A 14,918-nucleotide genomic window follows, 5' to 3' on the forward strand; every position below is an offset into this window, starting at 1 on the left:
CCGATCCGGGAGGGGATCGAAAGCAGGGAAGACAATGGACAAAAAGGGGAAGACCATGTCGTATCGCGCAAAACTCAAAATGGGGCTGCTGTCCGCCACCATCATATCGGGCGCCGCCTTCGCCACGCCGGTCCTGGCACAGGAGCCGCAGGCTGCCGCCGACGCAGAAAGCGACGTCATCGTCGTCACTGGCACCCGCCGCTCCACCACGCTGATGGAAACGCCGATCAATATTTCGGCGATCGGCGGCGCTGAACTGGCGGCCGAACGGCTGGACGATGTGCGTGACCTGGGCGCGTTCACGCCCGGCATCACCGTCACCGACACCGGCCCGCGCGGCGCGGCCACCATCATCATGCGCGGCCTGTCGGCCGATGACAGCGGCGCGACCGGCGCGAATTACGACAATGCGATCGGCACCTATCTCGGTGAAATTCCGCTCTATCTGGACTTCAAGTTCATCGATATCGAACGGATCGAAACGCTGCTGGGGCCGCAGGGTACGCTTTATGGCCTGGGCACGCTGGCGGGCGCGATCCGTTATATTCCCAACCGGCCCGATCCGACGCAGTTCAGCGGCGAAGTCCATGGCCGCGTCTATGATGTCGCGCACAGCAAGGGCGTGGGCTATGTCGGCGATGCCACGATCAACATCCCGATCGTCAAGGATGTCTTGGCTTTCCGCTCGGCCACCGGCTATTATTATGACCCCGGCTTCATCGATTATCCCTATCTGGTCGCGACGCCGGGCGTGTCGATCGCCCAGCCGGGTCCGGCCAGCAACCCGCTCGGCACACAGGCGCAGCAGGACGCTAATTTCGCGGGCCGCAAGGATCTGAACTTCGAAAAGACGTTCACGACCCGCAATCAGCTTGGCCTCTCGGTGCCCGACTTCAACGCCTATCTGACCTACGCCTATCAGAAGACCAAGACCGATGGCGCGCAGGCCACGACCGATGGCATCGTCGGCGAAGGCAAATATGAAGCGGCCAAGCGTTTCGCCGAACCTTCCACCCGCCGGTCGACGCTGATCAGCCTGGAAATGGAAGCGCAGTTGGGCGACGTGTTCCAGGCAGTCTGGGCATCGGCCTATACCAAGACGAAGAACAACACCGTCGGGGACGTCACCGATCTGTTGCTCGACCTCGACTATGATTATGAACTCTTCCCGGCATTCGCTGGCTTCACCACCAACGATCAGAGCCGCACGCAGTTCAACCAAGAAATCCGCCTGGTTTCTACCCATGGCGGGCCGTTCAGCTGGGTTGTAGGCGGCTTCTACAACAGTATGAAGTTCCAGTCCGACAGCGTCGAGCGACTGCCCGGTTTCGCCGAGTTCGCCGCATCACCGACCGGCAGCGAAATCTATGGGGGCTATTATGACGGCCTGATCCGCCCGGACGGTGCCGAATATATCTCCTTCACCCGGTCCAAGACCGAGGAACAGGCTGTTTTCGGGGAACTGAGCTTCAAGCCTATCGAGCAGTGGCAGATCACCGGCGGCGCACGCTATTTCAAATATGAAACATCCATCACCGGCGCGACGGAATCGCCGATGACGCCTGGTGGCCGCCGCCGGACGCCCTATCCCAGCCTGACGATCAATCCTTCGCGGGCGCGCAGCGGCCAGGCCAGCGACGATGGCTTCGTCTACAAGTTCAACACCTCGTTCAACTTCACGCCCGACCTCATGGCCTATGCGACCTACAGCACGGGATACCGGATAGGCGGCGTGAACCGTGTCGCGCCCTGCATCCAGCCGCTGCCGCCCGGCCAGAATCTATGCGCCCTGCCCAACGAACTTGCCTTTGGTCCTGATAAGGTGAAGAATCTGGAACTGGGCGTGCGCGCGCAGTTGTTCGATCGCCGCCTCAGCACCAGCGTGTCGGTCTTCCAGGTCAAGTGGGACGGCATTCAATTGGCCAGCCAGACGGTCAATGGGGCCATCGGCATCACGGCCAATGGCGGCAAGGCCAAATCGAAGGGCGTCGATTTCAGCTTCAATGCGCGCATCACGGACCAGTTCACCGTTCGCGGCAACTATTCCTATCTGGATGCCAAGCTGACCGAGGACGTGCCTGACCTGCTGTCGACGGCGAACGGCTTCGCCAGCCTGGAATCGGGCGATCGCCTCCCCGGCTCGGCCAAGCATTCGGGCGCCGCATCGGCGGTCTATACCGTCCCTATGGGTGATAATAATCTGCGCCTGAACTGGACCGCGACCTATACCGGCAGCATCCTGACCCGTCCTGGCGCACGGGGCGGCGGCGAACGCCTGCCTGACTATATGATGCACCGGGCGGCCGCGACCTACAGCACGGACGTGTGGGAAATCAGCCTGTTCGCCAATAACATCTTCGACAAATATGCGATCACCGGCGTTTCCAACGACCTGACCCGCCGTGGCCAGATCAATGACGGGATCATCTATCGCGGCTATGCCCAATCGGTCGCGCAGCCGCGCACGATCGGCATCGAAAGCCGCGTGAAGTTCTAACGGGACGATCCTTCCTACACGTCAGAGCGTAGGGACGGACAGGCAAAGGGGCGGAAGGCGCAATATCGCGCTTTCCGCCCCTTTGTCATTCAGCGACCTGCGCGCCGTATCGCCGTGCCAGGACGGCGCAGACCATCAGCTGGATCTGGTGGAACAGCATCAGCGGCAGCAGGATCGGCCCGACGGCCGCCGCGGGAAACAACACGCCCGCGATCGGAACGCCGGTCGCCAGGCTTTTCTTCGACCCGCAAAATTGCAGCACGATCGCATCTTCGCGGCTTAGTCCGATCAGCCGCCCCAGTCCGAACGTAAGAACCAGTACGGTTGCCAGCATGAGGCAGCAGACACCCGCCAGCAGCGCCAGTTCGCCGCCCGACACGCTCTGCCACAGCCCCTCTACGACGGCCGCCGAGAAAGCGGCATAGACGACCAGCAGGATCGAGCCACGATCCACCCATCCGATCTTCGCCTTGTGCCGCGCCACGAACCCGCCAATCCAAGGTCGCGCCAAATGGCCGACCAGAAAGGGCAGCAGCAGTTGCAGCACGATCCCTTCGATCGACGCCAGCGACACGCTCGCCCCGCCCTGCCGCATCAGCAGCGCGACCAGCAGCGGCGTCGCGACGATGCCGAGCAGATTGGAGAAGGACGCGCTGACCACAGCGGCGGCGACATTGCCCCGTGCGATCGCGGTAAAGGCGATCGACGACTGCACGGTCGAGGGCAGCAGCGTCAGGAACAGCAGGCCCACGCGCATGTCATCGGGGATGATACCGATCTGCTGGGTCGCGAGGCCGATCAGTGGGAACAGGAGGAAGCTCGTCCCCAGCACCGCCAGATGCAACTTCCACGCCCGCGTCCCGTCCCAGATCGCCGCACGCGACAATTTCGCCCCATGCAGAAAAAAAAGCAGCACGATGCCGGCGTCCGCCACCATGTCCGCAATCCGCGCACCCTCGCCGCGTGCGGGCAGGATCGACGCTAGGGCAACGGTTGCCAGCAGCAGCAACAAGAAAGGGTCGAGGGCGTGGCGCAGTCGGTTCATCATGGGGCTAGGCCTTGGGCTGACAGACGGCGGGGGGATAGACGCGGCCCGTCGCTTGCGCCAACAGTTTCGCCAGAGACATGCAGGCGTGGTCAGTGATCTGGATGGTAGCTGTTCCCCGGCGAAGGCCGGGGTCCAGTTCAGAGCGTGGGACTGGACCCCGGCCTTCGCCGGGGAACAATAGTCTCCATCGTCCGATCAATGCCCATCGGTAGTGACAGAGACATAAGGGAGAGCGCATCGTGAGCGAGTCCATCGCGATCATCGAAGATATCGCTGGCGTCATCGAAATCCATATCGACCGCCCCGACAAGAAGAACGCCCTGACCGTCCCCATGTATCATGCGATGACCGCTGCGCTGGCCGATGCATCGGCGCGCGCGGACATTGCGGTGGTGCTGTTCACCGCCAATGGCGACGCCTTCTGCGCGGGCAATGACCTCAAGGATTTCATGGCCGGGCCGGAGGGCGGCGCTGCGGCGTTCGCCTTCATCCGCGCCATCGCCGCCTTCGACAAGCCGATCGTCGCCGCCGTGCAGGGATTGGCCGTGGGCGTCGGCACGACGATGCTGTTCCATTGCGACCTCATCTATGCCGCGCCCGACGCCCGCTTCATCATGCCCTTCGTCAATCTGGGGCTGGTCCCCGAAGCCGGGTCGAGCCTGCTCGCGCCTGCGACGCTGGGCCATGCGAAGGCCGCGGCGATGCTGATGCTGGGCGAACCGATGGATGCCGAGGCAGCCGATCGCGCGGGGCTGGTCACGGCGGTCGTGCCTGCTGACGGGCTGCTGGCGCATGCGCGTGCCAAGGCCAGAATATTGGTGGCCAAGCCGCCCCAGGCGCTCGCCACCACCCGCCGCCTGATGAAAGGCGATCCGGCGGCACTCACCGCCCGGATCGAGGAAGAAGCGGGGCTGTTCCGCGACACGCTGCGATCCGCCGAGGCGCAGGAAGCCTTTGCCGCCTTCTTCGAAAAGCGCGCGCCGGTGTTTCGGCGGGACTAGGTCGGGGCACGGTCGCGGTTGCCGAACCGCATTTCGCTCACGATCATCGCCGCGACGATCAGCAAGCCGCCTGCGAGCGCCATGGGCGGCAAGCGATCACCCGCGATCCGCCCGATGATCCCCGCCCAGACCGGCTCGCCCGCATAGATCAGCGTGGCGCGGGTCGGCGACACGCTGCGCTGCGCCCAGTTCATCACGAACTGGATGAGCGCCGTGATCAGCCCCAACCCGCAGGCCGACAGGATGACCGTCCAAGACAAGGGCGGCACCGCTTCACCGGCCGGGACCATGCAGGCGAAGGCCAGCAGCGCGGTCACGGCCAATTGCACCAGCGTCACCCGCGCGACGTTGACCTGTCCTGCCCACAGGCTGATGAAGATGATCTCCAGCGCGATGGCGAGCGTGCTGATCAGCGTCAGCACCTCTCCCGTGCCCATCGCCATCCCCTCCTGCGGCGCGGCGATCAGCATGAGGCCAGCGAACGCCAGGGCGACCCCGACCCAGCTGGCGATTCGCGGTCGCCTGCGCAGGATGATCCATTGAAGGATCGGCACCAACGGGACATAGGCAGCGGTGATGAAGGCGGACGTGCTGCTCGATATGGTTTGCAGGCCCCAGCTTTGGAGCGAATAGCCCGCAAAAATGCCAAGGCCAATCACTAGGCCAGCACCAAGTTCCTGCCGCGTGAGGCCGCGCAACAGCGGCCAGGCGAGCGGCAAGGTGACGAGCGTCGCCGTCCCGAAACGCAACCCTACGAAGAAGAATGGCCCCGATTCGCGCATCGCATGATGGACGATCAGGAAAGTGCCACCCCACAGGATGGTAATGCCGATCAGCGCCAGTTCGGGGCGACCGATCATCAGGTAGCTGGTGGGAGGTGGGGCGGGCGCAGCGGACGACATATCCCTGCGCTGTCCGCAATACAGCGCGCCGTCAAGCGCGCGCATGGGCCACACATAACGCAATGGTCATGCGTGGCCCATCGGATCATTCGTTCTTGAGGTCGCTGCCCGCTTCCTGCAGCGTATCGCCGACATCGCGCTTGGCTTCATCGGCGGTGCGATCCGCATCTTCGGCCGCTTCGTCGGTCGCAGCACCGATCCGCGCCGCGCCATTGTCGATCGCGCGGCCCGCATCATCCAGCCCGTTGTCGATCGTGTCGCCCGCGCGGTCCATCGCGCTGCTCATGTCGTTGCCGATCGCCGACCCGGCATTTTCGATGCTGTCCTCGGTCTTTTCCGAACAGGCGGACAGGCTGACTGCCGAAACGACCGCCAGTGTGGCGAGAAATTTGTGACGCATGATGGCTCCTCTTGCCAATGAATGGAGTCCGATAAGCGCAGGAAGTCCGATTAGGTTGCGTCCCGTGCGCTATCGCCCGCGCAGGCCGAACACCATCGACCGGTCCGATTCGGGGATCAACCCTTCCAGCACGCGCCAGAATCCGGTGACCGACCCCTGCCCCGCCTGCGCATAGGCCGCCGCCATTTTTTCCCGCAGCGCCCGGAACAACTCGGCCTCCAGCGCCGCCCCTTCCGCGCTCAATCGCAGCAATTTCTGCCGCCGGTCGCTGGCACCTGGCCGCGTCTCGATATAGCCGCGCTCGATCAGGTCGTTCAGCACCCGGCCCAGCGATTGCTTGGTGATGGACAGCAGCCGCAGCAGATCCTTGACGGTGAGGTCCGGCTGGCGCGAGATGAAATAGAGCGCGCGATGATGCGCCCGCCCCAGCCCCTGCGCCGCCAGCCCCTCGTCGATCGAGCGGGTCAGCGCGGAATAGCCGAAATAGAGCATTTCGATGCCGCGCCGGATTTCATCCTCACGCAGGAAGAGCGGCGATGCAGGCGCCATCTGCGCGAATGTGGGGGAAGAGGAAGCGGACATGGTTGTGGTAATCCGGTACGAAGCCAAGAAGCGTCATAGTGCCGTCGCGAAACTGTGATGACTAGGCTTTCCTTTCGCGCCCGACGCGCTATATGGCGACCCGCGCCGACGATGGTCGGCCTGCTGGGGCGTCGCCAAGCGGTAAGGCAGCGGCTTTTGATGCCGCCATGCGCAGGTTCGAATCCTGCCGCCCCAGCCAGTCTTTCTTCTCCACACCATCCCCGCCGCGCGCCAGCTTGCCCTTCGCGTCCTGCTGTCCTAAAGCGCGGCCATGCCCGACATAACCGCCGCGCCGCTTTCGTCTGACCTAACCGGTCGGGCGCTGTTTCCGCATCGGCATTTGCTGTCGATCGCTGACTTGAAGCCCTGGGAAATCCGCTTCCTGCTGGACGAAGCGGAGCAATGGGCGACGGCCAATCGCGGCAAGGCGCGCAAGCATGACGACCGGCTGGCGGGCATGACCCAGATCAACGCTTTCTTCGAAAACAGCACGCGCACTTTGTTGTCGTTCGAGATTGCGGGCAAGCGGCTGGGGGCGGATGTCGTCAACATGCATGCGGGCCAGTCGAGCGTGAAGAAGGGCGAAACGCTGATCGACACGGCGATGACGCTCAACGCCATGGCCGCCGATGTGTTGGTCATCCGCCACGCCAGTTCGGGTGCGGTCGCGCTGATCGCGGACAAGGTGGACTGCGCGGTGCTGAACGCTGGCGATGGCTGGCACCAGCATCCGACGCAAGCGCTGCTCGACGCGCTCACCATCCGGCGGCGCAAGGGCGGGTTCGAGGGGCTGATCGTCGCCATTTGCGGCGATGTGCTGCACAGCCGCGTGGCGCGATCGAACATGCTGTGTTTGGCAGCACTCGGCGCGCAGGTGCGCGCGGTCGCGCCGCCGACGCTGATGCCGCCTGAAGTCGAGATGCTGGGCGCGACCCCCTACACCCGGCTGGACGAAGGGCTGGAGGGCGCGGACGTGGTGATGATGCTGCGGCTCCAGAATGAGCGGATGGACGGCGCGTTCATTCCCTCGGCGCGCGAATATCATATGCTCTACGGGCTGACACCCGAACGGCTGGCGATCGCCAAACCCGACGCGATCGTCATGCATCCAGGGCCGATGAACCGGGGCGTGGAGATCACCAGTAACGTTGCCGACGATCCCGATCGGTCGGCCATCACCGAGCAGGTGGAAATGGGCGTCGCCATCCGCATGGCCTGCCTGGACGTACTGACCCGCCGGGCGCGCGGCGTGGAGGGATGGGCATGATGGTTAGCCTTTTTCTGTCTGTCATCCCCGCGCAGGCGGGGATCCATCTCCCGGCCTTGCGTCAGGGGAAAGCGTGGGAGATGGATTCCCGCCTGCGCGGGAATGACGAACTTTTATGTTGGATGCGCCGCGCATGACCAAGATCGCCATCATCAACGGCCGCCTCGCCGATCCGGCGGGGGATACGCTTACGCCCGGCACGATTCTGATCGAGGGCGACCGCATCGTCGCGTCTGGCGATGTCGCCCTGCCCGACGACGCGCAACGGGTCGACGCGGCGGGGCTGGTCGTCGCGCCGGGCCTCGTCGACCTCGGCGTCTTTGCCACCGACAAGCCTGCCTTCCATTTCGGCGGCATCACTCGCGCGGCGCTGATGCCCGACCAATCCTCACTGCTCGATGATGCCGCGCTGATCCGGCAGGCGACGCGTGCGGGCAAGCCCGATTTCTGGGTCCACCCCATCGCCGCCGCCACGCGTGGCCTCAAAGGCACCGAACTGGCCGAGATCGGCATGATGCAGGCGGCGGGTGCCAAGGCGGTCGGCACGGGTCGCCAGTGGATCGCCGATTCGGGCGTGATGCTGCGCGTCCTGTCCTATGCGTCGGGCCTTGGCCTCACCGTCATATCCCATGCCGAAGATAGCGGGCTGACCGCGCGCGCAGTCGCGACCAGTGGCGAAACCGCCACGCGCCTCGGCCTGCCCCACGCGCCCGCCTGCGCCGAAGCGATGGCGATCGCGCGGGACGTGCTGCTCGCGCGCCACACGGGCGCGGCGATCCATTTCCGGTTGGTGACGACCAAGGCGGGCTTCGACCTGATCCGCGCAGCCAAGGCGGAAGGGCTGCGCGTCACTTGCGGCATCAGCCCCGCCTATCTTTTCCTGGCCGACAATGCCGTCACCGATTTCCGCACCTTCGCCCGCCTCTCCCCCCCGCTCCGCTCGGAGGATGACCGCAAGGCATCGATCGCGGCGGTGGCGGACGGCACGGTGGACGTCATCACCTCCAGCCACGATCCGCGCGGGGCGGAGGACAAACGCCTGCCCTTCGCCGACGCCGCACCAGGCATGGCCGGGGCTGAGACACTGCTCGCGCTCTCGCTCAACCTGGTGCGGGAGGGGCATGTGAGCATCAACCGGCTGATGACCCTGCTCTGCGCCAATCCCGCGCGGATATTGGGCGTCGATGCCGGGCACTTCGCGCCGGGCAGCGCCGCCGATCTGATCTTCATCGACCCCGATGCGCCGTGGATCGTGGATTCGGCCAGGATGGCGGCGGCGGCGGGCAACACCCCGTTCGATCGCATGCCGGTACAGGGCCGCGCGCGCCGGATCATGAAGGGCGGGGTATTTCTGTAGGGGATGGGATTGAAGGGTGGCAGTTTGGGGCCAGAAAGACGGCCCTTCTCCCCGACGGGGAGAAGGATACGCAGCCTTGGTGCCAAAGGCACCTAGGCTAAGTTGGATGAGGGGGCTCAACGCTGATGTCGCGCGATCCCTTGATGCCTCGACACCCTCACCCAGCTCCGACTAAGCAGCAAGCTGCCAAGTCTTCGCAGCCCTCTCCCTCAAGGGAGAGGGGTAAGCAGGCCGTCAAGTGACACCCCGCGCTCGAAACGCCCCATGCTAACGCGGAACCCCCTCCCCCTTCATGCGCTTGCCCCTGTGGAGCAGTAGGGGACGTCCATGACCGAGAAGATCGCGCAGCAGGTGCATGTCGATGCGCCGTGGAAAATTCCGCCACGGGCCTGGTGGGAAATATTGAAGCGCGTCTATGCGTCGCTCGGATCCAATAATGTCGGTCTGCTGGCCGCTGGCGTTGCCTATTATGCCTTTCTCTCGATCGCGCCGATGTTCGCCGCCGTCGTGCTGACCTATGGCCTGTTCGGCGATCCGGCGATGGTCGGGCGGCATATGCAGGCGATAATCGCCGTCGTGCCCACCGACGCCGCCCAGCTCATCAATGACCAGTTGCTGGGGGTGGTCAGCACCGCCAAGCCCGCGATCGGTTTTGGCCTGCTGACCGCGCTCGCCATCGCCGTCTATGGCGCGACGCGCGCGGCGTCGGCGGTAATGCAATCGCTCAACATCGTCTATGGCCAGCTTGAGCGGCGCAATATTTTTGCCTTTTACCGCGTATCGCTCGGAATCACCTGCTCCGCCGTGCTGGTGGTGGTGGCGGGCGTGTTCACGGCAACGGTGATCGGCCTGATCCAGAAATTCCTGACCGATTGGGGACCGGGCGTGCTGTTCGCGATCAAGGCCGCGACCTGGATCTGCGCGGGATTGCTCGCCAGCGTCATCTTCGGCCTCATCTACCGCTTCGGTCCCAATCGCCAGCAAGCGCAGTGGCAATGGCTGACGGTCGGGTCAGTCACGGCGACCCTGTTCTGGCTGCTTGTGACGCTGGGCGTGTCCTTCTATGTCTCGACCTTCGGCAATTATAACGAGACCTATGGATCATTGGGCGCGGTCGTCGTGCTGCAGCTATGGCTGTTCGTTTCCGCTTACGTCGTCCTGCTCGGCGCGCAGATCAATGCGGAAGCGGAGCGGCAGACCAGCGTCGATACCAGCGTTGCCGCGCCCGTAACGGATGCTGCATAATCCTGCTTGCCCTACCACCCATGCCACGCTAAAGCGCCCTCCTTCGCCGGCACAGGAGTGTAGCTCAGTTGGTAGAGCGTCGGTCTCCAAAACCGAATGCCGTGGGTTCGAGTCCCTCCACTCCTGCCAAGCGCCAAGTCCGGGAAACCTTGTAGTATCAGGGTTTCGCGACTAGGTGCGCAGGCGAACATGTGTCGCGAAGCATGCGGCCGCTTCCCCCGGACGTCCCATAGGACGGGAACGGGAGGGCGGACTGTTGCTTCGCGAATTGGCGTTGGTTTTGAAGATAGAGGCAGGCGATGGCGAAGGTATCCCCCGGCGAATTCGTCAATCAGGTGAAGACCGAAGCGTCGAAGATCGTGTGGCCCACCGGCCGCGAAACGATGATGACCGGCGTGATGGTCGTCATCATGACGACGCTGCTCGGCCTGTTCTTCTTTGGCATCGACACCTTCTTCGGCGCGATCGTCCAGTGGCTGCTGGGCCTTGCGGCGGGTCAGGCTTGAGCATGACAGCCTTGGTTTTTGGGAGTTTGACACGGTAACATGGCGCGCTGGTACATCATCCACGCCTATTCGGGCTTCGAGAACAAGGTCAAGGAATCGATCCTGTCCGAAGCCGAGCGCATGGGCCTCACCCAATTGGTCGAACAGGTCGAAGTGCCCGTCGAAACCGTCACCGAAGTCAAGCGCGGCAAGAAGGTCCAGGTCGAACGCAAGTTCATGCCGGGCTATGTCCTCGCCAAGCTGGCGATGAACGACGATATTTATCACCTGGTCAAGAACACGCCCAAGGTCACCGGTTTCCTGGGGTCGATGGGCAAGCCGCAGGCGATCAGCGAGACCGAGGCTGCGCGCTATTTCGGCGCCCGCAAGGAAGCCGAAGCCGCACCCAAGCACAAGGTCAGCGTCGATTACGAAATCGGCGACAGCGTCAAGGTGCTCGACGGTCCCTTCGCCAGCTTCAACGGCGTGGTCGAGGAACTGGATTTCGAAAAGAACCGGGTCAAGGTGTCGGTGTCGATCTTCGGTCGCGCAACGCCCGTGGAACTGGATTTCGAGCAGGTCGAACTGTCGAAGTAAGGATGTTTCCGTCACCCCGGACTTGATCCGGGGTCCATGCGCCTCAGCGCGGCAGGAACAAGCCAGCGTAGAGCAAATGGATCCTGACTTCCGTCAGGATGACGGGGAAGAAGATTTTTCGTTTCGTCAGCTTTTGCTGGCATGACGCTCAAAGAGATTTCCGGGCAACCGGGAATAGATGCGGGAGAAGGCCTGGCCTTCGTTTGGACCGCTAAACTTGAACCGGGCGCGCTTTGCGGCGCGCCCAGCAACAGAGTGAGTGACAATGGCCAAGAAGATTACGGGCTACATCAAGCTCCAGGTGCCCGCTGGAGACGCCAAACCTGCACCGCCGATCGGCCCAGCACTGGGTCAGCGCGGCGTGAACATCATGGAATTCTGCAAGGCGTTCAACGCCCAGACCGCTGGCGTCGAAAAGGGCACCCCCCTGCCGACGATCATCACCGTCTATGCCGATCGCAGCTTCACCTTCACGATGAAGCAGCCGCCTGCAACCTTCCTCATCAAGAAGGCGATGAACCTCAAGTCGGGTTCCAAGGAACCCGGCAAGATCGTCGCTGGCAAGATCACCCGTGCGCAGTTGGCTGAAATCGCCCAGGCCAAGATGGTTGACCTGAACGCGAACGACATCGACGCTGCAACGAAGATCATCGAAGGCTCCGCTCGCGCGATGGGCCTCGACGTGGTGGAGGGCTGATTATCATGGCAAAGCTGACCAAGAAGGCGAAGGCCCTGGCCACCGCGGTTGACCGCGAAAAGCTGCACGGTGTTGACGAGGCGCTGGGCCTGATCAAGACCCATGCGACCGCCAAGTTCGACGAAAGCGTCGAAATCGCGATCAACCTGGGCGTTGACCCCCGTCATGCCGACCAGATGGTCCGTGGCGTCGTCACCCTGCCCGCAGGCACCGGCAAGGACGTTCGCGTCGCCGTGTTCGCCCGCAACGAAAAGGCACAAGCGGCGCTCGACGCCGGTGCCGACATCGTGGGTGCCGAAGACCTGCTGGAATCGATCCAGGCTGGCAACATCGATTTCCAGCGCGTCATCGCGACGCCGGACATGATGGGCCTGGTCGGTCGTCTGGGTAAGATCCTCGGTCCCAAGGGCCTGATGCCGAACCCCAAGCTCGGCACCGTGACCCCGAACGTCGCAGAAGCCGTGAAGGCCGCCAAGGGTGGCCAGATCGAATTCCGCGTCGAAAAGGCAGGCATCATCCATGCGGGCCTGGGCAAGTCGAGCTTCACCGCCGAAGACCTGCGCAAGAATTTCGACGCCTTCGTCGACGCGATCGTCAAGGCCAAGCCGACCGGTTCGAAGGGCAAATATGTCCGCAAGATCGCCCTGTCGTCTTCGATGGGTCCGGGCGTGAAGGTCGACGTGGCAGAAGTCGCCGCCGTCTGATTTTCATGCTATAGACTAAGGACAAGCCTCTTTCCTCGAAATGGGGAAGGAGGCTTTCCTGTTTTCAATTGATCCTCCCCTGACCGGGGAGGCGGCTGGCGGAAAGCCGGACGGAGAGATGCAACGCGAACGAAAGGGGCAAACCCCTTCGCTGCCAGTCATGCTGGCGGCTCCTGCCCTTGCCGGGTGGGAATGTGAAAATCAGGGTGTGTGGCCTATCACTCTGAACGTCTGCTTTGGCAGGCGTAAGGCACAGGTCTTATGAGTATCCGTCGGAAGAGGCGGGTCGCTTAACCGACGAGAAAAACTAGACATGGCATTTGATACCCTCCCCCCCATCCTCGCCCAGGCGCTGACGACCAAGGGTTACGAAACCCTGACCGAAGTGCAGGCATCCGTTATCGAACCCGAAGCGATTGGCCGCGACATGATCGTGTCGGCCAAGACCGGATCGGGCAAGACCGTCGCCTTCGGCCTCGCCATGGCGGGCGAATTGCTGAACGAAGAAGGCCGCTTGCCCCCCGCTGCCTGGCCGCTGGCGCTGGTGATCGCGCCGACGCGCGAACTGGCGCTGCAGGTCAGCCGCGAGCTGGAATGGCTCTATGCCGGTGCCCGTGCGCGCATCGCGACTTGCGTCGGTGGCATGGACGCGGCGCGCGAGCGCAAGGCGCTGGCCCAGGGCGCACATATTGTTGTCGGCACGCCCGGCCGTCTGCGCGACCATCTCGAACGCGGCGCGCTCGACCTCTCGGCGCTCAAGACCGCCGTGCTGGATGAAGCCGATGAAATGCTCGACATGGGCTTTCGCGAAGATCTGGAAGGCATCCTTGATGCCACCCCCGATGGCCGCCGCACCCTGCTGTTTTCGGCGACGATGCCCAAGCCGATCGTGGCGCTGGCCCGTCGCTATCAGAAGGACGCGCTGCAGATCGCGACCACCTCGACCGAGCGTGGCCATGGCGACATCAGCTATCAGGCGATGACCGTTGCCCCGTCGGACATTGAAAATGCCGTGGTCAATCTGCTGCGCTTCCATGAGGCGGAAACCGCGATGCTGTTCTGCGCCACGCGCGACAATGTCCGCCACCTGCACGCCAGCCTGACCGAGCGGGGCTTTGCCGCCGTCGCGCTGTCGGGCGAGCATAGCCAGAATGAACGCAACCATGCGTTGCAAGCGCTGCGTGATCGCCGCGCTCGCGTCTGCGTCGCCACCGACGTCGCCGCACGCGGCATCGATCTGCCCACGCTGACGCTCGTCGTCCATGTCGAAATCCCGCGCGACGCCGAAACCATGCAGCATCGGTCGGGCCGCACCGGCCGCGCCGGCAAGAAGGGCACCGCCGTCCTGATCGTCCCCTATCCGCGCCGTCGCCGGGTGGAAGGGATGCTCAAGGGCGCCAAGATCCCCGTCGAATGGACGTCCGCGCCTAGCAAGGAAGCCATTGCGGCGCAGGATGCCGAACGTCTGCGCGCGCGCCTGCTCGAACCCATGGAACTGGAAGAGTCCGATTGGGCGCTGGGCGGCGAACTGCTCGAAGCCAAGAGCGCCAAGGAAATCGCGGCCATGCTGGTGCGTTCGGCGCGCGCTGCCCTGCCTGCGCCCGAAGAACTGCTCGACGGCAGCGATGCCCCGGCCCGCCGTGAAGGACCGCGTCCCGGTTTCGAGGATACCCAGTGGTTCCGCATGAATATCGGCCGCACGCAAAATGCCGATCCGCGCTGGATCCTGCCGCTGATCTGCCGTCGCGGCCATGTGTCGCGTGGCGACATCGGCGCGATCCGCATCACCGCCACCGACACGATGTTCGAAATTCCCAAGGCGATCTCGGCCAAATTCCTGGCCGCCGTCCGCCGCACGGGTGAAGCGGGTGACGAGGGCGCGGATGTGATGTTCGATCCCATCGACGGCGCACCGCGCGAGGAAGCCCGTGGCAACCGCAAGCAGTTGCGCCCCGCCAATGGCGATCGTCCCAACCGCAGCGGCCCGCCCCGTGGCGGCCCCGGTGCCGGGTCGCGCGGCGGCGCATCGCCGCACAGCCCACGCCCCTTCAAGGGCGCTGGCGCCGGTGGCCCACGCAAGGGCCCGCCGCGCAGCTGGGGCTAAATGTAGGATATTTCAACACCCGTTCGTGCTGA

General features: G+C 63.9%; 14 protein-coding genes and 2 tRNA genes. 12 read left to right on the top strand and 4 right to left on the bottom strand.

Annotated elements, in window-relative coordinates; genetic code table 11:
* Positions 1-55 precede the first annotated feature (55 nt).
* A complete protein-coding gene (locus tag ACZ2HM_RS08290; RefSeq protein ID WP_470426738.1) occupies positions 56-2,497 on the top strand; it encodes a TonB-dependent receptor in 2,442 nt (813 codons plus the stop codon).
* Between the two features lie 85 nt (positions 2,498-2,582).
* Here the strand turns inward: ACZ2HM_RS08290 and ACZ2HM_RS08295 are convergent, their stop codons facing one another.
* The gene (locus ACZ2HM_RS08295) at positions 2,583-3,542 is read right to left on the bottom strand and encodes a bile acid:sodium symporter family protein (protein WP_037478860.1); all 960 of its coding nucleotides are present in this window, start codon (positions 3,540-3,542) and stop codon (positions 2,583-2,585) included.
* 242 nt (positions 3,543-3,784) lie between these two features.
* On the opposite strand from ACZ2HM_RS08295, the gene ACZ2HM_RS08300 reads away from it, so the two are divergent.
* Positions 3,785-4,546, top strand: coding sequence for an enoyl-CoA hydratase-related protein (locus tag ACZ2HM_RS08300; protein ID WP_037476734.1), 762 nt, complete (start codon positions 3,785-3,787; stop codon positions 4,544-4,546).
* Here the strand turns inward: ACZ2HM_RS08300 and ACZ2HM_RS08305 are convergent.
* From ACZ2HM_RS08305 to ACZ2HM_RS08315, 3 genes are all read right to left on the bottom strand, one after another.
* Positions 4,543-5,448 carry a DMT family transporter gene (locus ACZ2HM_RS08305; RefSeq protein WP_470426819.1) on the bottom strand — a complete coding sequence of 302 codons (906 nt, stop codon included), beginning with the start codon at positions 5,446-5,448 and terminating at the stop codon, positions 4,543-4,545. The two genes, ACZ2HM_RS08300 and ACZ2HM_RS08305, sit on opposite strands and share 4 nt — an antisense overlap.
* Before the next feature lie 85 nt (positions 5,449-5,533).
* The gene (locus ACZ2HM_RS08310; protein ID WP_470426739.1) at positions 5,534-5,848 is read right to left on the bottom strand and encodes a hypothetical protein; all 315 of its coding nucleotides are present in this window, start codon (positions 5,846-5,848) and stop codon (positions 5,534-5,536) included.
* Between the two features lie 69 nt (positions 5,849-5,917).
* Positions 5,918-6,430, bottom strand: a complete 513-nt coding sequence (locus ACZ2HM_RS08315; RefSeq protein ID WP_470426740.1) for a MarR family winged helix-turn-helix transcriptional regulator — start codon at positions 6,428-6,430, stop codon at positions 5,918-5,920.
* A gap of 124 nt (positions 6,431-6,554) precedes the next feature.
* On the opposite strand from ACZ2HM_RS08315, the gene ACZ2HM_RS08320 reads away from it, so the two are divergent.
* The 10 genes from ACZ2HM_RS08320 (at position 6,555) to ACZ2HM_RS08365 (ending at position 14,886) form a co-directional block, all read left to right on the top strand.
* Positions 6,555-6,629: transfer RNA gene (locus ACZ2HM_RS08320), tRNA-Gln, on the top strand.
* A gap of 72 nt (positions 6,630-6,701) precedes the next feature.
* The gene (locus ACZ2HM_RS08325; RefSeq protein WP_470426741.1) at positions 6,702-7,697 is read left to right on the top strand and encodes an aspartate carbamoyltransferase catalytic subunit; all 996 of its coding nucleotides are present in this window, start codon (positions 6,702-6,704) and stop codon (positions 7,695-7,697) included.
* Positions 7,698-7,830: 133 nt separating this feature from the next.
* A complete protein-coding gene (locus ACZ2HM_RS08330) occupies positions 7,831-9,054 on the top strand; it encodes a dihydroorotase (RefSeq protein WP_470426742.1) in 1,224 nt (407 codons plus the stop codon).
* 327 nt (positions 9,055-9,381) lie between these two features.
* A complete protein-coding gene (locus ACZ2HM_RS08335) occupies positions 9,382-10,299 on the top strand; it encodes a YihY/virulence factor BrkB family protein (RefSeq protein WP_470426743.1) in 918 nt (305 codons plus the stop codon).
* Positions 10,300-10,352: 53 nt separating this feature from the next.
* A tRNA-Trp gene (locus tag ACZ2HM_RS08340) sits at positions 10,353-10,428 on the top strand.
* 170 nt (positions 10,429-10,598) lie between these two features.
* Positions 10,599-10,805, top strand: coding sequence for a preprotein translocase subunit SecE (secE, locus tag ACZ2HM_RS08345; protein WP_037472331.1), 207 nt, complete (start codon positions 10,599-10,601; stop codon positions 10,803-10,805).
* A 39-nt stretch (positions 10,806-10,844) separates the two neighbouring features.
* Entirely contained in the window at positions 10,845-11,381 is a 537-nt protein-coding gene (nusG, locus tag ACZ2HM_RS08350) for a transcription termination/antitermination protein NusG (RefSeq protein ID WP_037472329.1), read from the top strand.
* Between the two features lie 265 nt (positions 11,382-11,646).
* Positions 11,647-12,078 carry a 50S ribosomal protein L11 gene (gene rplK / locus ACZ2HM_RS08355; RefSeq protein WP_037472327.1) on the top strand — a complete coding sequence of 144 codons (432 nt, stop codon included), beginning with the start codon at positions 11,647-11,649 and terminating at the stop codon, positions 12,076-12,078.
* A 5-nt stretch (positions 12,079-12,083) separates the two neighbouring features.
* A complete protein-coding gene (gene rplA, locus ACZ2HM_RS08360; RefSeq protein WP_037472325.1) occupies positions 12,084-12,782 on the top strand; it encodes a 50S ribosomal protein L1 in 699 nt (232 codons plus the stop codon).
* A 313-nt stretch (positions 12,783-13,095) separates the two neighbouring features.
* A complete protein-coding gene (locus ACZ2HM_RS08365) occupies positions 13,096-14,886 on the top strand; it encodes a DEAD/DEAH box helicase (RefSeq protein ID WP_470426744.1) in 1,791 nt (596 codons plus the stop codon).
* Positions 14,887-14,918: the final 32 nt, after the last annotated feature.

It is taken from the genome of Sphingobium sp. KKT206 (assembly GCF_055640555.1).

Excerpts from the sequence above, each read along its gene's own strand:
- rplK (WP_037472327.1), top strand. The coding sequence starts at position 11,647 with ATGGCCAAGAAGATTACGGGCTACATCAAGCTCCAGGTGCCCGCTGGA.
- ACZ2HM_RS08295 (WP_037478860.1), bottom strand. The coding sequence starts at position 3,542 with ATGAACCGACTGCGCCACGCCCTCGACCCTTTCTTGTTGCTGCTGCTG.
- ACZ2HM_RS08290 (WP_470426738.1), top strand. The coding sequence starts at position 56 with ATGTCGTATCGCGCAAAACTCAAAATGGGGCTGCTGTCCGCCACCATC.
- ACZ2HM_RS08365 (WP_470426744.1), top strand. The coding sequence starts at position 13,096 with ATGGCATTTGATACCCTCCCCCCCATCCTCGCCCAGGCGCTGACGACC.
- ACZ2HM_RS08325 (WP_470426741.1), top strand. The coding sequence starts at position 6,702 with ATGCCCGACATAACCGCCGCGCCGCTTTCGTCTGACCTAACCGGTCGG.
- ACZ2HM_RS08310 (WP_470426739.1), bottom strand. The coding sequence starts at position 5,848 with ATGCGTCACAAATTTCTCGCCACACTGGCGGTCGTTTCGGCAGTCAGC.
- secE (WP_037472331.1), top strand. The coding sequence starts at position 10,599 with ATGGCGAAGGTATCCCCCGGCGAATTCGTCAATCAGGTGAAGACCGAA.
- nusG (WP_037472329.1), top strand. The coding sequence starts at position 10,845 with ATGGCGCGCTGGTACATCATCCACGCCTATTCGGGCTTCGAGAACAAG.
- ACZ2HM_RS08335 (WP_470426743.1), top strand. The coding sequence starts at position 9,382 with ATGACCGAGAAGATCGCGCAGCAGGTGCATGTCGATGCGCCGTGGAAA.
- rplA (WP_037472325.1), top strand. The coding sequence starts at position 12,084 with ATGGCAAAGCTGACCAAGAAGGCGAAGGCCCTGGCCACCGCGGTTGAC.
- ACZ2HM_RS08305 (WP_470426819.1), bottom strand. The coding sequence starts at position 5,448 with ATGTCGTCCGCTGCGCCCGCCCCACCTCCCACCAGCTACCTGATGATC.
- ACZ2HM_RS08315 (WP_470426740.1), bottom strand. The coding sequence starts at position 6,430 with ATGTCCGCTTCCTCTTCCCCCACATTCGCGCAGATGGCGCCTGCATCG.
- ACZ2HM_RS08330 (WP_470426742.1), top strand. The coding sequence starts at position 7,831 with ATGACCAAGATCGCCATCATCAACGGCCGCCTCGCCGATCCGGCGGGG.